The organism is Robertmurraya beringensis (assembly GCF_042433785.1).
In the GTDB taxonomy this organism is placed as follows: Bacteria; Bacillota; Bacilli; order Bacillales; family Cytobacillaceae; genus Robertmurraya_A; species Robertmurraya_A beringensis.
In genome coordinates, this window is the sequence record NZ_JBHLUU010000113.1 from 1 (window position 1) to 16,478 (window position 16,478).

Annotated in this window: 16 protein-coding genes and 2 pseudogenes; 5 read left to right on the plus strand and 13 right to left on the minus strand. The window is 36.0% G+C overall.

Annotation, left to right across the window (positions count from 1 at the left end; translation table 11 throughout):
• Nucleotides 1-275: 275 nt before the first annotated feature.
• Together ACFFHF_RS24805 and ACFFHF_RS16720 are read right to left on the minus strand one after the other, a co-directional pair.
• Nucleotides 276-338: pseudogene (locus ACFFHF_RS24805) on the minus strand (IS200/IS605 family transposase); the annotation flags it as partial.
• A gap of 165 nt (nt 339-503) precedes the next feature.
• The gene (locus ACFFHF_RS16720; protein ID WP_340904148.1) at nt 504-1,865 is read right to left on the minus strand and encodes an aspartate kinase; all 1,362 of its coding nucleotides are present in this window, start codon (nt 1,863-1,865) and stop codon (nt 504-506) included.
• Nucleotides 1,866-2,054: 189 nt separating this feature from the next.
• Here ACFFHF_RS16720 and ACFFHF_RS16725 point away from each other — a divergent pair, with 189 nt between their 5' ends.
• A complete protein-coding gene (locus tag ACFFHF_RS16725; RefSeq protein WP_340904150.1) occupies nt 2,055-2,501 on the plus strand; it encodes a YndM family protein in 447 nt (148 codons plus the stop codon).
• 51 nt (nt 2,502-2,552) lie between these two features.
• Here ACFFHF_RS16725 and ACFFHF_RS16730 read toward each other — a convergent pair whose 3' ends face one another.
• The 5 genes from ACFFHF_RS16730 to ACFFHF_RS16750 all read right to left on the minus strand — a co-directional run bounded on the left by ACFFHF_RS16730 (nt 2,553) and on the right by ACFFHF_RS16750 (nt 7,492).
• Nucleotides 2,553-3,074: an RNA polymerase sigma factor gene (locus ACFFHF_RS16730; protein WP_340904152.1), complete on the minus strand. Its 522-nt coding sequence runs from the start codon at nt 3,072-3,074 to the stop codon at nt 2,553-2,555.
• Nucleotides 3,075-3,102: 28 nt separating this feature from the next.
• Nucleotides 3,103-5,091 (minus strand): DUF6449 domain-containing protein, encoded by a 1,989-nt coding sequence (locus tag ACFFHF_RS16735; RefSeq protein WP_377058642.1) that lies wholly within the window; start codon nt 5,089-5,091, stop codon nt 3,103-3,105.
• Nucleotides 5,066-5,965: an ABC transporter ATP-binding protein gene (locus ACFFHF_RS16740; RefSeq protein WP_377058643.1), complete on the minus strand. Its 900-nt coding sequence runs from the start codon at nt 5,963-5,965 to the stop codon at nt 5,066-5,068. The genes ACFFHF_RS16735 and ACFFHF_RS16740 overlap by 26 nt, the downstream gene beginning before the upstream one ends.
• Nucleotides 5,952-6,347 carry a GntR family transcriptional regulator gene (locus ACFFHF_RS16745; protein WP_160547006.1) on the minus strand — a complete coding sequence of 132 codons (396 nt, stop codon included), beginning with the start codon at nt 6,345-6,347 and terminating at the stop codon, nt 5,952-5,954. The genes ACFFHF_RS16740 and ACFFHF_RS16745 overlap by 14 nt, the downstream gene beginning before the upstream one ends.
• A 161-nt stretch (nt 6,348-6,508) precedes the next feature.
• Nucleotides 6,509-7,492, minus strand: coding sequence for a zinc-binding dehydrogenase (locus ACFFHF_RS16750; RefSeq protein WP_340904156.1), 984 nt, complete (start codon nt 7,490-7,492; stop codon nt 6,509-6,511).
• A 254-nt stretch (nt 7,493-7,746) separates the two neighbouring features.
• On the opposite strand from ACFFHF_RS16750, the gene ACFFHF_RS16755 reads away from it, so the two are divergent.
• Nucleotides 7,747-8,673 (plus strand): MerR family transcriptional regulator, encoded by a 927-nt coding sequence (locus ACFFHF_RS16755; protein WP_340904158.1) that lies wholly within the window; start codon nt 7,747-7,749, stop codon nt 8,671-8,673.
• 84 nt (nt 8,674-8,757) lie between these two features.
• Here the strand turns inward: ACFFHF_RS16755 and ACFFHF_RS16760 are convergent, their stop codons facing one another.
• Nucleotides 8,758-9,165, minus strand: a complete 408-nt coding sequence (locus tag ACFFHF_RS16760; RefSeq protein ID WP_160547003.1) for a GtrA family protein — start codon at nt 9,163-9,165, stop codon at nt 8,758-8,760.
• A 209-nt stretch (nt 9,166-9,374) separates the two neighbouring features.
• Here ACFFHF_RS16760 and ACFFHF_RS16765 point away from each other — a divergent pair.
• A pseudogene (locus ACFFHF_RS16765) lies at nt 9,375-9,539 on the plus strand (IS3 family transposase); the annotation flags it as partial.
• 57 nt (nt 9,540-9,596) lie between these two features.
• On the opposite strand, the gene ACFFHF_RS16770 reads toward ACFFHF_RS16765, so the two are convergent.
• A complete protein-coding gene (locus ACFFHF_RS16770; protein WP_119708731.1) occupies nt 9,597-10,316 on the minus strand; it encodes a YebC/PmpR family DNA-binding transcriptional regulator in 720 nt (239 codons plus the stop codon).
• Between the two features lie 236 nt (nt 10,317-10,552).
• Nucleotides 10,553-11,344 (minus strand): TIGR00266 family protein, encoded by a 792-nt coding sequence (locus tag ACFFHF_RS16775; protein ID WP_377058644.1) that lies wholly within the window; start codon nt 11,342-11,344, stop codon nt 10,553-10,555.
• A 422-nt stretch (nt 11,345-11,766) separates the two neighbouring features.
• Here ACFFHF_RS16775 and ACFFHF_RS16780 point away from each other — a divergent pair, with 422 nt between their 5' ends.
• Nucleotides 11,767-12,120 carry a hypothetical protein gene (locus ACFFHF_RS16780; RefSeq protein ID WP_377058645.1) on the plus strand — a complete coding sequence of 118 codons (354 nt, stop codon included), beginning with the start codon at nt 11,767-11,769 and terminating at the stop codon, nt 12,118-12,120.
• Between the two features lie 208 nt (nt 12,121-12,328).
• Entirely contained in the window at nt 12,329-13,636 is a 1,308-nt protein-coding gene (locus tag ACFFHF_RS16785; protein WP_377058646.1) for an ATP-binding protein, read from the plus strand.
• A 26-nt stretch (nt 13,637-13,662) separates the two neighbouring features.
• Here the strand turns inward: ACFFHF_RS16785 and ACFFHF_RS16790 are convergent, their stop codons facing one another.
• From ACFFHF_RS16790 to ACFFHF_RS16800, 3 genes are read right to left on the minus strand one after another with little or no spacing between them, the layout of a single operon-like run.
• Nucleotides 13,663-14,643 (minus strand): ABC transporter permease, encoded by a 981-nt coding sequence (locus ACFFHF_RS16790; protein ID WP_340904164.1) that lies wholly within the window; start codon nt 14,641-14,643, stop codon nt 13,663-13,665.
• The gene (locus tag ACFFHF_RS16795) at nt 14,636-15,544 is read right to left on the minus strand and encodes an ABC transporter ATP-binding protein (RefSeq protein ID WP_160548648.1); all 909 of its coding nucleotides are present in this window, start codon (nt 15,542-15,544) and stop codon (nt 14,636-14,638) included. The genes ACFFHF_RS16790 and ACFFHF_RS16795 overlap by 8 nt, the downstream gene beginning before the upstream one ends.
• A gap of 10 nt (nt 15,545-15,554) precedes the next feature.
• Nucleotides 15,555-16,331 carry an SGNH/GDSL hydrolase family protein gene (locus tag ACFFHF_RS16800; RefSeq protein ID WP_160548647.1) on the minus strand — a complete coding sequence of 259 codons (777 nt, stop codon included), beginning with the start codon at nt 16,329-16,331 and terminating at the stop codon, nt 15,555-15,557.
• Between the last annotated feature and the right edge of the window lie 147 nt (nt 16,332-16,478).

Genomic DNA, 16,478 nt, shown 5'->3' on the forward strand with positions numbered 1-16,478 from the left:
GGACGTCTTTTCCTTTCCCCAAAATAAATGTCGAAATGTTTCGAATTATATACGGACATTATAATCGACTAATTCTGGACAGGCAATACCGTCAACTTTAGGAAATTTAAAGATGTCAAAAACAGGTTAGATATAGTAAAGTAAAAACTCCGCTGTTTTGAGCAAAGGAGTTTTTTTTATACTAATGGTGGAGTTTTCTTTTTAATTTCGATTTGCTTGATTTTATTATCATATTTCCTTTATTTTTGACTAAAACAAAATTATTATTAATAAACAAAGACGATGTGATACTTACAATTCCAGGTAGTGTGTGCTAAACTATTATTGTCTTTAGACATGGGACTTCCTCCGTGCTGGTATTTTGGTTGGCGAACCAAAAATATTTTAGCACCATGAGGAAGTTTTTTTAATACCACGCTGAAAGCTTTTTGGAACCCCGGGCCTAGCCCGGGGTTTTCGTTTCCATAAAAAACAGAAGCATGAATATTCATGCTTCTCGTATCTTATACCGGAACACCGACAAAGAACTCATTATAAAGTGCTTTTACAGCATGCTTTTCATCCGCTTCTTTGACACCAAACATCATACTTACTTCAGATGAACCTTGGTTAATCATCTCAATATTCACACCAGCATCGGCAAGAGCCTTCGCAGCTTTTGCTGTTGTTCCAACATTTTGTCTCATGCCTTCACCAACAATCATGATTAAAGCCAAATCGTGCTCAACCTTCACTTCATCTGCATGCAATTCAGTGAGAATTAGGTTTACAATACGTTGTTCTGTTTCGTAATCCATTTGATCCTGACGTAAAATAACAGAAATATCATCAATTCCTGACGGAGTATGCTCGTAGGACATTCCATGTTCTTCTAATATTCTTAATAATCTACTTCCAAAACCGATTTCTCTGTTCATTAAATATTTTCCAACATAAATACTACAGAACCCTTTATCACTTGCAATTCCTGTTACAGGACCATTTTGAACACTACGCTGATGAACAATTAAAGTCCCTGGTGATAGCGGGTTATTCGTGTTTTTTACCTGTACTGGAATTCCTGCCCTAAAAGCTGGAATTAATGCTTCATCGTGAAATACAGAAAATCCAGCGTAAGAAAGTTCTCTCATTTCACGGTAAGTAAGTTCTTTTATTTCTTTTGGGTCTTGAACCAGATTTGGATTTACGGAATAAACAGCATCTACGTCCGTGAAATTTTCATACAGATCTGCTTTTATTCCATTCGCTAAGATCGAGCCTGTAATATCGGAACCACTTCTTGAAAAAGTTACAACATTTCCCGCCTTTGTATATCCGAAAAACCCAGGGAAGATCAAAATCCCATCTTCTTCTCGTAGTTTATATAGATTGTCATAAGATTCCTGTAATACTTGTGCATTTCCTGTCTCATCAGTAACAAACAATCCAGCTTCCTTTGGATTGATGTATTTTGCCTGCACTCCTTTTGATTGAAAGAACTTCGCAACTAATTTTGCATTATTGTCTTCACCAGCCGCTTTAAGAGCCTCCATATAGTGGTCTGGATTGGATTTATCTGCGGATAATAAAGAGTGTAAAGTATTTCTAATCTCTTCTGTAATATCTGATGAGAGATTAAGTTCCTTAACAATACTATCGTAGCGATCGATTATTTCCTCTAATGTAGCACTTGTATCTTCACCATTCAATCCTTGCTCAGCGCAATGGATCAACAAATCTGTCACTTTGATATCATCTGATTTTCTCTTTCCTGGTGCTGATACAACAATTACCTTTCGACTAGGATCAGCTATGACGATTTGAAATACTTTTTGTAACTGCTCTCCATTTGCTAAAGATGATCCTCCGAATTTTGCTACCTTCATGTAAACATCCCCTGATAAATAAAATTTATATTTATTATCGCTTCAAAGGAGTAAAGAATCAAGCATTTTTTCCTCATTAGATGGACAAATGTATTTTTAGAGAGGACAATATGGTTTTTCATGTTTCTCTTCCCTTTGGTGAATGGAAAATGAACTTACGTTTACAATATGTAAAAAGGAGTGAAAGCTATGCACACAAATTTTAGAATCATTCTTTTTAAGTTCATTGCTTGTTTGATTATATTTACTATTGCCTTTGACCTGTTCTTTGAAGCCGGGGTATCTGAAGTCTTGTCATTCAGCATTTTGGTAACCATAGTTTCCTATTTCATAGGAGATAAAATAATCTTACCGAGGGTTGGAAACCGAGCGGCTGTTGTTATCGATTTTTTCACTGTCTATGCGATTGTATGGATTTTTGGAAACATACTTTTACACAGCTATGAACAGATTGCATGGGGAAGTATTATAGCAGCAACATTGATTGGAATTTCTGAAGTGTTTGTACATTTATTTATTTTAGGTCGAGTAAGCGCAGCGACTCCTATGGAAGAAAAAAGACCTCTAAGACCGTCTCAGAAGCTAGCATTTGGGACAGAATTTGCTGAAGAGTCGGATCCTCGAAAGAAAAACTAAAAACGTTACTGCTGTGGAGCAGTAACGTTCCTTCTTTATGTTCAAAAAATGTCATGCATAGTTTTTTTCTGCTAAATGCATCGATAATTTTTTCCTAGCTCTGTGTAACACGGTTTTGACATTGTTTTGATTAAGATGTAATGTTTCAGCAATTTCTTTTTCCTTCATCCCTTCAACTACCTTTAGATGAAGCACAGATTGTTGATTGGCAGTCAGTACACCAAAGGCTTTTGTTATTTCATTATGTAATAACAAAGAACTCACCTCTTCTTCTACATTTTTATGAGATGCGACCTCTTGGTAAGTAATTTCCGTTTCAAGTACTTCATTTCGTCTTTTTTCTTTCCTCACAAAATCAATCGCTGTTCTCGAAGCAATGGAAGATAGCCATGAGCGGAGCTTCGCATCATCAATGACGGTATCTATTTTTCGAAATGCTTTGAAATACGTTTCTTGTACTACGTCCTGTGCTAAATGGTAATCTCTAGTGATACCGAAGGCGATATGAAATAGAAGTTTTTGATGACTATAGCAAATCGTCATCATATCTTCCTTCGATAATTGCTCATTCATGATCACTCCTCCCTTTCCCCGTAATTAATTATTTAAATTGTTCAGTTACAAATGCAGGTGTATTGCTCTTGTCAAACGTTCCTAAATAAGGGTCCTGTTGATTTTTAAATTTATAGGCGACTACGTACGTTTTTTTACTATCTGGTAAATAAGCATCTTCCGTAATATCCATCAGTTCTTTTATTTGACCTTTCGTTTTGAAGGTTTTGGCGTTTGGATGATTATTCATATTAGTAAAAACTTCATGATTTGAGTATCCATCAGGATTAATTTCGAGGTCTTCTTTTTCAAGAACCACAGCATAATCGATGTCTTCCTCCGATATAAAGGCATTATCAAGTAGTTCTTTCTCACCTAACCAATTTTCGAGCCTTTGGTAGGTATCTAAGGCAGGGAGATCTGCGTATCCGTAGTATTCCTTACTATTATTCAAAGAAAAGGAAATATGAGACTGAAAAGACTTGGAGCTATACATCTCTTCATACGTTGAGGCTAGTATATCTTCCTTTATTATTGATAGAAATTCCTTAATATCCGCTTTCTCAGAAATTACGGCACGATCATTTTTATAACCCATTGACTCAATAGTTATCATGTTAATTTCATCCATTGTTAAATTGAACACTGGATAGGTTACCTCTTTATATTCCTTTGATTCATGAATAGGTTTGTAGTATGCCAAATAATCCTCTTTGTTTATTTCGTATTCACGAACCAATTTTTTTCCGTTCTTTAACTCATACACAAAAAAGGCGGTTTCGTATGGTTCACCTAATGCTCTTTTACTTTCTTTATTGAAAAGTATCTGCTTATGCAAATCGTGAACTAATTGAATGTTAGTGTTTTCATTTAGATAGAAGGTATCTTTTGAATAGCCACTTTGCTCAGGATTCAAGTAAAGATACGGACCATCACTTAAATGCACCCTTTGAATATCCTCTATCTCTGGAATTCGATTCTCATAGTTAGTTAGATCAAACTGAAAAATAGCAATAATTACTATCAAAATACCACCATAGTATAGATAACCTTTAAGATGACCAAATACTCTCCATGTTTTATGAAGTAGAATTTCAGCTAGTACATAACCAAAAAAGGATCCAAACAGATATCCGAAGAATAGCCATCCTTCGGATACCACACGATAGTCACCGAAGTAGGCAGCCGCCAATAATGCACAGCAAACAGTCATACCTAATTTCAATATTGGTTTTAATATTGGAAAAATAACGGCTTGTGATACAGATTCCGGTTTCCTCTTCTTATAAAGTACTAAACTAAGGAAATACAATAATACAGATATACCAGCATAAATCCATAAAGGTAATTCATTTGAAATCTTTTGTATTCCTTCTAACATGGTAAGTGGAGATAAATATAGTATTTTTCCGTTAAGATGATAACTATCTGGAAAACCAAACATAAAAAACTTTAGGTTAAATGCACCTAATATAAATAATCCAACTGGTAAAAGCAAAAAAACATACGATAGAATACCTTGTACAATAGAAATACCTGTGACCATACCGATAAACACTGTACTAATATATATGATGGTATTAAAAAGAATTGTCATCCCTAACCAATAAAAAATAGAGTCAATGACTAAAATAGATTGTAGATCCAGCACACTACGCTGAACGAAAACAATCACTGCAATAATGACTACAGGTATGTTTACCATAAACCAACCAGAAAGGGTGTATTGATGGAATAGCTTTTGTCTATTTACTGGTAAACTATGAATAAGATCTGAGCTTTGTTTTGACTGCATAAAATGAAACAAGAACAATGGCAATAAAACTGGCACAGATATTAGTAAAATATATTGAAGCTCCAGATTGTATTGAAACACATTCGCGGGTTCAAACATCAAACGCTCATTTGTAGTGCTCATTAATATTTCAAATGGAATAGCAAACAACAAAACAAGAAAATAAATAATAGATACCCAGCCTGAGCTTCTAAGTATTAATTTTGATATCTCTGTGTTAAGTAAAGATGTTCTTGATGGCATATCCGACACCCTCCATTTCATAAATAAAGATTTCTTCTAATGTTAATGGGAGAATATCGAGAATTACAGGTTGATATTGCATGACTTTACCTACTATTTCCTCTTCTTTTCCTTTAACAATACAGATAAGGACACTCCCTCTTTTTTCTTGATGCAAAAGATTGAAACCGGTAAATAGATTTTCTGGAACATTTTCCTTGAATGCTACTTGAATTTTATGTGTGTCAGACTTTAGGTCATCAAGTTCCTTCTCAATCAATAGTTCTCCTTTATGCAAAATGCCTATATAATCACAAATATCTTCAACCTCACGCAAATTATGGGATGAGATAAGAACCGTCATTTCTCTTGAGGCTACATCTTCAATAATTAAGCTTTTAATATTTTTCCGAACAACTGGATCCAGTCCATCCATAGGCTCGTCTAATAGAAGGATTTCAGGCATAGTTGACAAGGCTAGAATAAACGCTGCCTGTCTTTGGACACCTTTTGAGAATTTATGAAGTTTTCTTTTTTCATCGATCTTAAACGCATCCACAAGTAATACATATCTTTCTTGATTCCAGTTATCGTAGATCTTCTTATAAAATTTCCCCATATCAGCTAATGTGTATTGTGAAAAGAAGAATGGTTGGTCAGGAATAAAGAATACACGCTGTTTTATGTAACTATTTTCAAATACTTTGCTTTCATCAACCAATACAGAACCGTTATCAGGCACATAAATTCCAGCTAAGAGCTTTAATAGAGTAGTTTTCCCCGCACCATTTGTTCCAAGCAACCCATATATGGAACCCTTTTGAATGTGGAGGTTTATATTTTCAACCGCATCAGTTCCCTCAAATGACTTACTTACCTTACTAAATTGAATCACTCTTACTCCCTCCCCCTATTGTAGATTCCACTTCCTTTATGATTTCGACTAGTTGATCACTAGTGATTCCAAGATACATAGCTTCTGACAAAAGTTTTATTAGATCAGATTTAATTGTCTTCATTTTTTCACTGTTTTGCTTTGGAGTATCTGGACTCACAAAGCTCCCCTTTCCTTTGATTGAATAAATATACCCTTGAATCTCAAGCTCTCTATAGGCTTTCTGGATCGTATTCGGGTTAATCGTCAGTTGCTGCGCCATTACACGAACAGATGGTAGCTGTTCATCTGCTTTCATGACTTCACTAATGATAAGCTCTTTTAACTTGTCAACCAGCTGCTCATATATTGGCTTTCGACTTCTTATATCTAGCTCAAACATGGTCATCCTCCAATCTGTACCTAGTGTACTATTAATCGTAATACAGATGGTACAGTTGAATTATATTTTATATATCCAAAAAATAGAAGAGTTTTTTTAAAAAAAATAAAAAAACACCGTCATTCTGTTAAAATGACCGTGTTTTTTATGCCATATAGTTATCACTCGCTGGATATTTTCAGCACAACTTTTCCAAAATTAAATCCTTTCTCTATTCGATCTTGGGCTTGTTGCACCTCTTCTAAAGAATAAACCGAATCTATAGCCGGGCGTAATTGATGCTCTTCATACAGTTTCAGCATGTTTGCAAAATCTTTTGGAGAACCCATGGTGGAACCAAGTATATCCAAGTGCTTAAAAAATATTTTTGGCATGACGATTTGTGGAATTGGGCCAGCCGTAGCTCCGAAACTAACAATTCTCCCCCCGTTACTAGCTAAATTAATTAATTTCGAAAAACTAGAGCCTCCCACACTATCAACAATGAGATCTGCCGACCCTTTCATTTGTTCCTTTAATAGTTGCTCCCATCCTTCTTCCTTATAATTTACACCACCCGAAGCTCCCATGCTTATCGCTTTTTTAATCTTCTCGTCGCTACTAGACGTAACAAATACCTTTGCTTTTACAGCCGTAGCCATTTGTAGAAGAAAGGTTGCAACTCCACCACCAATCCCAGGAATTAATACCGTTTCCCCTTTTTGTAGTCTTCCTCTTGTAAATAACGCACGGTAGGCTGTTAATCCTCCTAATGGAAGCGCTGCAGCTTCCTCCCAGCTAAGATAAGTGGGCTTTTGAAATATATTTTCTTTAGGCACTTTTATGTAATCAGCAAAGGTACCATCTGAAGGAACACCGATAATATGAAATCCCTTCGAATAAAAGTTTTCATTTTTACCCCAATTTATTGCAGGATTGATAATAACTTCAGACCCATCTTCTAACACGCCAGCCCCATCTGCTCCTGGTATTGCCGGTATCTTAATACATGGATATTGCCCCATTCGAACATAAATATCACGACGGTTCAATGCTGAAGCCTTTAACTTTACGAGCACTTCATGAGTATTCGGTATGGGCTTCACCACTTTTTCTAGTCGAAATTGCTCTGGTCCTCCTAGTTCACGTAATACGATTGCTCTCATCCCTTACCCTCCCTGTTTTCTCTGACTCTCCCTTTAGTTTAGCGATTGACACTTACAGTTTCTACCTTCTTCATTCGAGTTTTTTTATTAATTTCGACTCTCGAATCGCAAATAACCAAACTTTCCCTCAGCTTTTGGGGAAAGAACACTAGTTTTGATAGCTTTTGTCTTATGGCAGGAATCTAACTAGTTTCATAGAGAATAATTGTTAATATTAGCACACCACTAAATTATTATAAGAAAGGAACGTCACTATGATAAATCAAGAAATTACAAGAGCATATTCTATTCAAGAGGTTTCAAAACTACTTGGAATTCCTTCTGGAACGATTAGACAGTGGGAAAAAGATTTAAGTGGACTATTAGTCATTCCGCGTACAAAGCAAGGTGCGCGTTATTATACAAGTGTTGAAATTAAACTATTAGAAAAAATTTCTGCTATGAGAGCTCAAAATGTGGGCAAGGGAATGATTCGAACCCTGCTAGAGAAGCACTTACAATCACCTTCAGAATCTGTCTCTGAATCATTCGAAATGGTGTTGGCTACAACAGACGTAGCCGAGACGGAAAAAACAAACGAGTACTCATTACAATTAACTGATATTCAAGCTAGCCTGCAAACTTTAAAAGAAGGCATGATTCACGAAGTTAGACGGGAAATATTAGAGCAACGTTCCATCCTTATGGATGAAATCAAACACGAGTTAGCAAATGCATCATTACAAACCGTCATTGATCTTTCAAAATCTATTCAAAGATCAAATGATAAGCGAAAGGCTGACATGCAAGTTCTGACTGAAGCAATTCAATCAAATTCGAAATATACCTCTGAAACATTCGGAACCTTATCGGAAACGATTGCGAAACATTCGAAAGCAACTTCCGAAAACATTGAGCAAAAAATTGAGCATATGAATCAAACCGTTCAAGCAGAAAATGACCAACTTCTATCAGCAGTGTCTCAAACCGTAGCAGATGTCAAAAATGATGTTCGAACAGTTGCCTTTTCTTTGCATGAAGATCAACAGCAGCTGCGAGAATCGATTCACGAACTCCAAGAATTTACTAGTCACATTCATCAACGCGAAGAAGGGTTTCAAGATTTAGTTTCAGCTTTCCGTGAAGCCGCCGCAGCAAAAACTGAAAAAAAGCGCAATTGGTGGAAACTCTGGGGAAATTAATATGCGATTGAGAGACAAAGTATGGGTGGATCCTGGCTTTGTCTTTTTTTTCGAAATGACAATATTCCATCTATTTATTTCAAATCACTCGTACCCCCTACTTCTCTCGATCCTTTGAAACACCCAGAACTTACTACTCATAAAGTTAAATACCATCCCAATACCTGTGCATATGACCTTTGCTAATAAAACTGGAAGATGAAACAGGTTGATAAAGAAAAGAATCAACACTGACACTAAAATTAAGGTAGCTACATTTGCTACTACATACTTTAAGGACTCAGAGTACTCATTTCTTTTATTCTCCTTAAAGGTCCATGAACGATTCATTAAATAACTATTTAGCATTCCACATCCATATGAGATAGTTTGAGACAATAAAATAGGACAACCATTTGTAAACAACAAACTAAACACACCAAAATCAACCATCGTATTAATTGCTCCGACAATTGAAAACTTGATAAATTCAATAAGTGTCTGATTCTTCATAAATCTCACTACTTTACCCATTTTTTATCCAGACATATTATGTTTCTAAACAATACAAATTATTTATACGAAGTAAAAAATTGTTAGAAATAGGTTCATATCATATAATTATCTAGGTGGTTATTATCCAATTGAGGAGGAAAATGAATGAGTAAATTAACTGGTTTCATCAGCGGCTGGCTATCGCATAGAAAGGCATTAATCGAGTCTTTGGGCATTTAAAGGATGAGGTAGACTACCAGTCTTGTAAAACATTAGATGAACTGAAGGCGAAAATAAATCATTACATGGTTTACTATAACAATTATCGATATCAATGGAATTTAGAAAAGATGACCCCTATTCAATATAGGAATCATCTTTTAGCTTCATAACTCTTTTTTTCATGTGTCCTTGACATGGGTGCCAGATTAAAAAGACCTGTTTCTTTTTTACTCTCCTAAATCAACGTTATGATACACACGTTGTACATCTTCTAAATCTTCTAATGCATCAATTAATTTTTCAAATTGCGCTTGAGCTTCTGGGTCTAAGCTAATATCATTTTGTGCGAGCATCGTTAGCTCAGCAACTGTAAATTCTGTAATTCCAGCATCTTTAAAAGCAACCTGTACAGCGTGGAACTGATCGGGTTCCGCATAAACAATCACAGTATCCTCTTCTTCAATAATGTCACGAACATCAAGATCTGCTTCCATTAATAACTCAAGAACCTCGTCCGACGTTTTTCCCTCAATACCAAATACAGCAGTATTATCAAACATATAAGCAACAGATCCACTTACTCCCATGTTACCACCGTTTTTGCCAAAAGCAGCGCGAACGGTAGAAGCTGTACGGTTCACGTTATTGGTAAGTGCATCAACAATGATCATTGATCCACTAGGTCCAAAGCCTTCGTAACGAAGCTCATCATAATTTTCTTCTGCTCCACCCTTAGCCTTATCAATCGCACGATCAATAATAACTCTTGGTACGTTATACGTTTTCGCTCGTTCTAACACGAATTTAAGTGCCTGGTTTGATTCTGGATCCGGCTCACCTTGTTTTGCTGCTACATAAATTTCTAACGCAAATTTGGAGTAGACCCTACTCGTATTTGCATCCTTAGATGCCTTCTTTTCCTTAATATTGTTCCACTTACGGCCCATTATGAACACTCTCTTTCAACTTTGTATCTATCTGCCTACTAACTAGGCTTATACCTAATCACATCACATATTATACCGCAACAACTTCATTTACGAAAGATTTATAACCATTCCATCATAACGGTGACAGACACCCTTCGTGGACACTTTCCTTTTTTTGTCCATCTCAGGCGGACAGTGGACAATTAGTAAAAAAAATAAGCTGCAGTAGCAGCTCATGTAAAAAAAGTCTCTTTTTAATCTCCATCCAACATTCTAAATACGCCACCCAATAGACTACCTTCGTCTTTTCCATTTCCACCTGCCTGTGGAGCAGCAGCAAATACTCGACTCGCTAAACGGCTGAAAGGTAGAGATTGAATCCAAACGGTCCCGGGTCCACGTAATGTGGCAAAAAACAACCCTTCTCCACCAAATAAAGCTGTTTTGACACCTTTAACCATTTCGATATTATAATCTACTTCCTTTGTCATCGCGACTAAACATCCTGTATCGACACGTAGAACTTCACCAGGTACAAGCGTTTTTTGATAAATGGTCCCTCCAGCATGAACAAAGGCCATTCCGTCACCTTCAAGCTTCTGCATGATAAACCCTTCTCCACCGAAAAATCCTGCTCCAATCTTTCTCTGAAATTCAATTCCCACAGATACACCTTTTGCAGCAGCTAGAAACGCATCTTTTTGACAAATAATTTTTCCCCCTAACTCACTGAGGTCCATGGGTACTATTTTTCCCGGGTAAGGAGAAGCAAAGGATACATGCTTTTTCCCACTTCCTTGGTTCGTGAATGTCGTCATAAACAAGCTTTCCCCAGTAATCATTCTTTTTCCGGCTCCAAGCAATTTCCCCATCAGACCCCCACTCCCAGAAGAACCATCTCCAAAGATCGTCTCCATATGAATGTGATCCTCCATCATCATTAAACTACCAGCTTCAGCCACTACCGTTTCTCCTGGATCAAGCTCCACTTCTACAAACTGCATGTCATCTCCATAAATCTTAAAATCAATTTCATGATTATTCATCTACATATCCTCCACATTAAACTGTTTGTTATTTTCATTTTCATAACAAATACTACTTTGTTTATACGAAAAAAAGCAGTAGAAGTTTCCTAACATAAAATTATTTTTTTCGACTTTATTATGTATAAAACTTTAGCACCGATATAGCAACTGCTATCATTCTGTTAGCAACATAATTCTCCCTTTAAGAAAAATAATATTACACTAACTGACAGATTGCACGAATTACCTTTTATAATTTTCTGACAATAATTGTCTTCATAATACATTTTCCGACACAGATTTCGCATTAAATGTCAAGTCTTGCGCTTTCCCGAGAAATAATGTAAAGAGTGACAAAAATCTACACTAGGCTATTACCCGGTCAAATGTTTAAGTTATTCATAAATTATACCAACTAACTTAAAGGAGAGCTGCCTCAAATGTATCACTACCCTACTTATTTTACAAATGGATATCTAGTCCCATCTACAACCATTCCTGACTATTATCGACAACCACCTCAAATTCAAGGAATAGAAAGAAGATTATCCACTTTAGAAAGAAAAAATGAAGCCCAGTCAAAGGAAATTGAACGCCTAAATCGAGAATTAACACGTCAAATACAAGAAATTGCAAGAGTAAATAAAGAAATTGGCAGAATAAATCAGGAGATTGTCCGTCTAAACCAAAACGACGAAAAACATACTCGTCGACTAAGTCGATTGAACCAAAGACTAAGATCAGTTGAGAGACGTCTTAATATACCATTTTCCACTCAAGATGAGGACTTTTAATAGAATCCAGGGAAGAATCTATTTGTTGATCTCTTCCCCTCTTCTTATTATCATTTCACGTTATTATTTTATATTACGAAATAAATAGTTTGAATTTTAGAAATTTAAATTAGAAAGAAAGGAAATTCTATTCCAAGGATAACAAAATTAGGTTATATTAAGTAATATCAGGAATGATCACAAGTATTTATGAGATGGAGTTGGCCCAATGTTTGAACGCTACAAAGGTAGATTAATCTCAACTATTGCGTTTTTGATTGGAATGACTACATGGAATTTGGTTTTCTATGTAGCAAAGAATTATGACTACGATCCATGGCTTGACCTTCCTTTCACATTTATATTCGCAATAACCGCTTGGTGCCTTGGGTCGTATTTTGACAAATCAAAAGTACTATTTAACAAGCTTTCAAACAGCGAAGAAAACTACAAAAAACTGTTAGAAACCAATACATATTTATTTAACAATTTAAATCAAGTAGTCTACCAAACGGATCACTTGGGTTGTTTAACCGTGTTGAATCCTGCCTGGGAGACTGTAACTGGCTATACACCCCTTGAGAGTATTGGTCGCTCCCTTTTATTTTATGTGTACCATGAAGACCAAGAATGGATGAATCAAAAAGCAATTGATACGATAAAGCATTCCACTCAGATTGTCCAAGAAGAAGTACGTTTACGTAAAAAGGATGGAGGCTTTGTTTGGATAGAAGTTAATTCTAAATTTAACTTTACCGATAACGGAAAACTAATTTCTACGGTTGGAACATTAACGGATATTACCGAATGGAAGCTTTCAGAGTTAAAACTGCTTCAATTAAACGAGGACTTAGCCATACACTCTGACAAGCTAAGTGTGGTAGCAAATATGTCTGCGGCTATCGCGCATGAAGTAAGAAATCCGCTTACCTCCATTTCTGGATTTATTCAGTTACTGAAAGAACAACGACATCTTCAAAAAGAGTATATCGATGTGATATTTTCAGAGATTGAGAGGATTGAACTTGTATTAAGCGAGATGCTACTTCTATCTAAGCCACAAGTAGTCAATCTTAAAAAGTTTGACATCATTAAAACTTTAGACTATGTAATTGCACTTATCAGCACAAAAGCAAATATGAATAGTATTGAAATAATGCTGAAGAAAGATGAGAAGCCTATCTGGGTGTATGGGGAAGAAAACCAGATTAAACAAGTGTTTATAAATATCATTAAAAATGCGATTGAAGCTATGCAAAATGGTGGAAAAGTGCATGTAAGTCTTGTAAATGACAACCAGTATGTATCGATTTATTTTTCTGATACTGGATGTGGTATCCCAAAAGAAACGCTTGAAAAGATCGGACAACCATTTTACACGACCAAGGAAAAAGGAACCGGTTTAGGTCTTACAACTTGCTTCAAAATAATTGAAAATCACAAAGGAAAAATACATATATCTAGCCAAGTTGGTATCGGAACAACTTTTGAAGTGATTCTCCCACTAACGGAGGCTGAAATTTCTGCTGTTATATAAAAAAGTACCACAAAAGTGGTACTTTTTTAATATACATCTTGTCGTACAAAGACAGTAAAAGAGACAAGTAACGCAGCAACTGCCCAAACAACTAATACTCCAATAGAAAATAAAAGGGTCATTCCCGGTACTGGTGGAGAGCTTCCTGCTAAATATCCTGTTAAATCAAGATTTATCATAAATAAATATTTCGCTGACTGCCAGGAGGATACAAGATTGCTCAAAATTAATCCCGCAATTAAAGCAGCAAGCATGACTCCCATGCTAGCTGATGTACTTTTTAATAAAACGGACAACATAAAACTAATGGTACCGACAACAATAGCTACGAACCAGACTAAGCCAAACTCCATTAAAATATACTGCCACTGATCTATTAATTGAACATTTGAAGTATTAAGTTCTCCTCCTACGCTAGTAAAACCTGTTAGAATTGGGGCCCCCCAACCTCCAAATCCAAACACCACTCCTGAGATCAGATACGCTAGTACTCCCATAAGCACTACAATAATTGAAATGGACAATAGTAATGCAACATACTTGCTCAGTAGAATCTTCCATCTTTTTACCGGCCTCGTTAATAAAAGTTTTACCGTACCCGCGCTCCTCTCTGAAGATACAATGTCTGCCGCAATAATCATAATTAATAAAGGAACAAAGAGGGTAATCGATTCTTGAGCAAAACTGCGAACAAATGTAGGAGCACCAGGTTCTGCTGGATTAATATCATTATCTAGGTAGTATTGTTGCTGCTGAACACGAATTTGTAACTGAGCTTTCCATTCATCCGATATACCACTACTCGTTAATCGGTTTTGTGTATCAACAATTTGTTGCTGTAAAGTGGTTCTCCAATCAACATCTCCTAGTTTTTCGATTTGCCTTTGAACCTCCCTAAACTGTGCATATGTAAAAAGACTAATTAAAACAGCCATAATTGCTACAACAACAACCAGTTTTCTCTTCCGGATAATCTTTAGCATTTCATTAAAAATAAGCTTATTCAACGGATTCTCCTCCTGTTAATTCGAGGAATAGGTCTTCAAGAGTAGGCACTTTCCTTTGGATTTCGTGGACCTCTACTCCATTTTCTACTAGCATTTGATTCCACGTAGAGGATTTTTCTGATAACGGCGTTACTAAGTGGTTCTCTTCATCCAGACTTACCGATGTAACCGTCTGCAGAAGGCTTATTCCCTTTTCAAACGGAGTCACTTTCCAAACTAATTGTTCTTGAAGATTTAATAAATTGCTAACCGTATCCACTTTAATTACTCTTCCTTTGGAGATAACAGCCACCCTATCACACATTAATTGTATTTCACTGAGTAAGTGACTTGATACAAGTACAGTTAAGCCTTCTTTTTCTGCTAAAAACCGGATGAATTCTCTCATTTCACGTATTCCCATTGGATCTAATCCGTTGGTGGGCTCGTCCAAAATTAACACCTTGGGCTTTCCTAGAAGTGCCTGAGCAATTCCTAATCTTTGTCTCATTCCGAGTGAATAGGTTTTAACAGGATCATTAATTCTGTCTTGAAGTCTAACTAATTTAACCACATAATCTAAATGTTTGGATTCGAAGTTTGGTATCATACGAGAAAAATGTTGAAGATTTTCCATTCCAGTTAAATACGGATAAAGCTCCGGGTTTTCTACTATACATCCTAAATGACTCATAGCTTTAACAAAATCCTTTTTTACATCATATCCACAAACATATATGCTTCCTGCTGTAGGACGAATTAAGCCCACTAACATTCGAATGGTTGTTGTCTTTCCTGCTCCGTTAGGTCCTAAAAACCCAAATACTTCACCACTTTTAAGCTCAAAGTCTAGTCCTTTTATAATTTCTCTTTTCCCTATTCTTTTTCGTAATCCTTTAATAGATAAAGTTATCTCCGTCATTATAAAACTCCTACCATGTTATTAGTGAAGCAACTCTTTCGGCAATTAAATGATACCCTTTGCTATTTGGGTGGAACTTGTCTGAAAACAAGTAGTCATTCACCTTGAGCTGAAATAAGTCAAAGGTTGGTACAAAAACTGAATTCGGATATTGGTCAAGAAGCTGATTGGTTGAATAATTCCAATCTCTTACAATTGCCGTTGTCGTTACAGCCTCCTCAAGGTCAATAAAGGGATTGTATAAGCCCACAAGAAAAATGACGGCATCTTCATTTAGTGATTTAATAATATCAATGGTCTCTTTCAGGTTTTTTACATATCGGTCTTTTATAACCGATATTTCGTCTTGCTTCGGACTAACAAGGGTTTGTCCGCCTTGAAACAAATCATTACCCCCGATTGTCATTAAAATAACATCTGCATGTCTGATTTGATTTTGTATCGTTTCCCCTTTTACTTGAGTTAGAAGTTGTTCTGAACGGTACCCTTTCACACCATAATTATGAAGAGTAAGTTTTTCATCCGTTTTTTCTTCTAATTCTTCAACTAAATAACCAATATATCCTTTTCCTTCTTCATCACCTGTACCCCTTGTTAGAGAATCGCCAAGTGCAACAATGGTTTTCCCTTGCTTTTCGTTTACAATTTCCTCTACTTGTGTTTGTTCCCTTACCATTGATTCTTGTTTACTCATTTGGTTGTGAATGGTCCATGAAAAACCCAAAAGCAGCAACAGAAATGCTCCAATTGACAGGAAAGAGACAACGGTAACATAAGTCTTATTCATATTTTTTCTCCTAATTCCAGTATCAGTCTATACTCTTATTTTACTGACTGAAACCGGTTTGTTCAAATTTGACCTTCTTTTAAAAATTCTTTACTAAATTATGGATATAATATCTAATTTTGGACAAATTAAAAGGAAAGAAAGTTA

Bases quoted from the DNA above. Each gene is read 5' to 3' on its own strand.
- ACFFHF_RS16720 (WP_340904148.1), bottom strand. From the start codon at position 1,865: ATGAAGGTAGCAAAATTCGGAGGATCATCTTTAGCAAATGGAGAGCAG.
- ACFFHF_RS16725 (WP_340904150.1), top strand. From the start codon at position 2,055: ATGCACACAAATTTTAGAATCATTCTTTTTAAGTTCATTGCTTGTTTG.
- ACFFHF_RS16730 (WP_340904152.1), bottom strand. From the start codon at position 3,074: ATGAATGAGCAATTATCGAAGGAAGATATGATGACGATTTGCTATAGT.
- ACFFHF_RS16735 (WP_377058642.1), bottom strand. From the start codon at position 5,091: ATGCCATCAAGAACATCTTTACTTAACACAGAGATATCAAAATTAATA.
- ACFFHF_RS16745 (WP_160547006.1), bottom strand. From the start codon at position 6,347: ATGTTTGAGCTAGATATAAGAAGTCGAAAGCCAATATATGAGCAGCTG.
- ACFFHF_RS16750 (WP_340904156.1), bottom strand. From the start codon at position 7,492: ATGAGAGCAATCGTATTACGTGAACTAGGAGGACCAGAGCAATTTCGA.
- ACFFHF_RS16755 (WP_340904158.1), top strand. From the start codon at position 7,747: ATGATAAATCAAGAAATTACAAGAGCATATTCTATTCAAGAGGTTTCA.
- ACFFHF_RS16760 (WP_160547003.1), bottom strand. From the start codon at position 9,165: ATGAAGAATCAGACACTTATTGAATTTATCAAGTTTTCAATTGTCGGA.
- ACFFHF_RS16770 (WP_119708731.1), bottom strand. From the start codon at position 10,316: ATGGGCCGTAAGTGGAACAATATTAAGGAAAAGAAGGCATCTAAGGAT.
- ACFFHF_RS16775 (WP_377058644.1), bottom strand. From the start codon at position 11,344: ATGAATAATCATGAAATTGATTTTAAGATTTATGGAGATGACATGCAG.
- ACFFHF_RS16780 (WP_377058645.1), top strand. From the start codon at position 11,767: ATGTATCACTACCCTACTTATTTTACAAATGGATATCTAGTCCCATCT.
- ACFFHF_RS16785 (WP_377058646.1), top strand. From the start codon at position 12,329: ATGTTTGAACGCTACAAAGGTAGATTAATCTCAACTATTGCGTTTTTG.
- ACFFHF_RS16795 (WP_160548648.1), bottom strand. From the start codon at position 15,544: ATGACGGAGATAACTTTATCTATTAAAGGATTACGAAAAAGAATAGGG.
- ACFFHF_RS16800 (WP_160548647.1), bottom strand. From the start codon at position 16,331: ATGAATAAGACTTATGTTACCGTTGTCTCTTTCCTGTCAATTGGAGCA.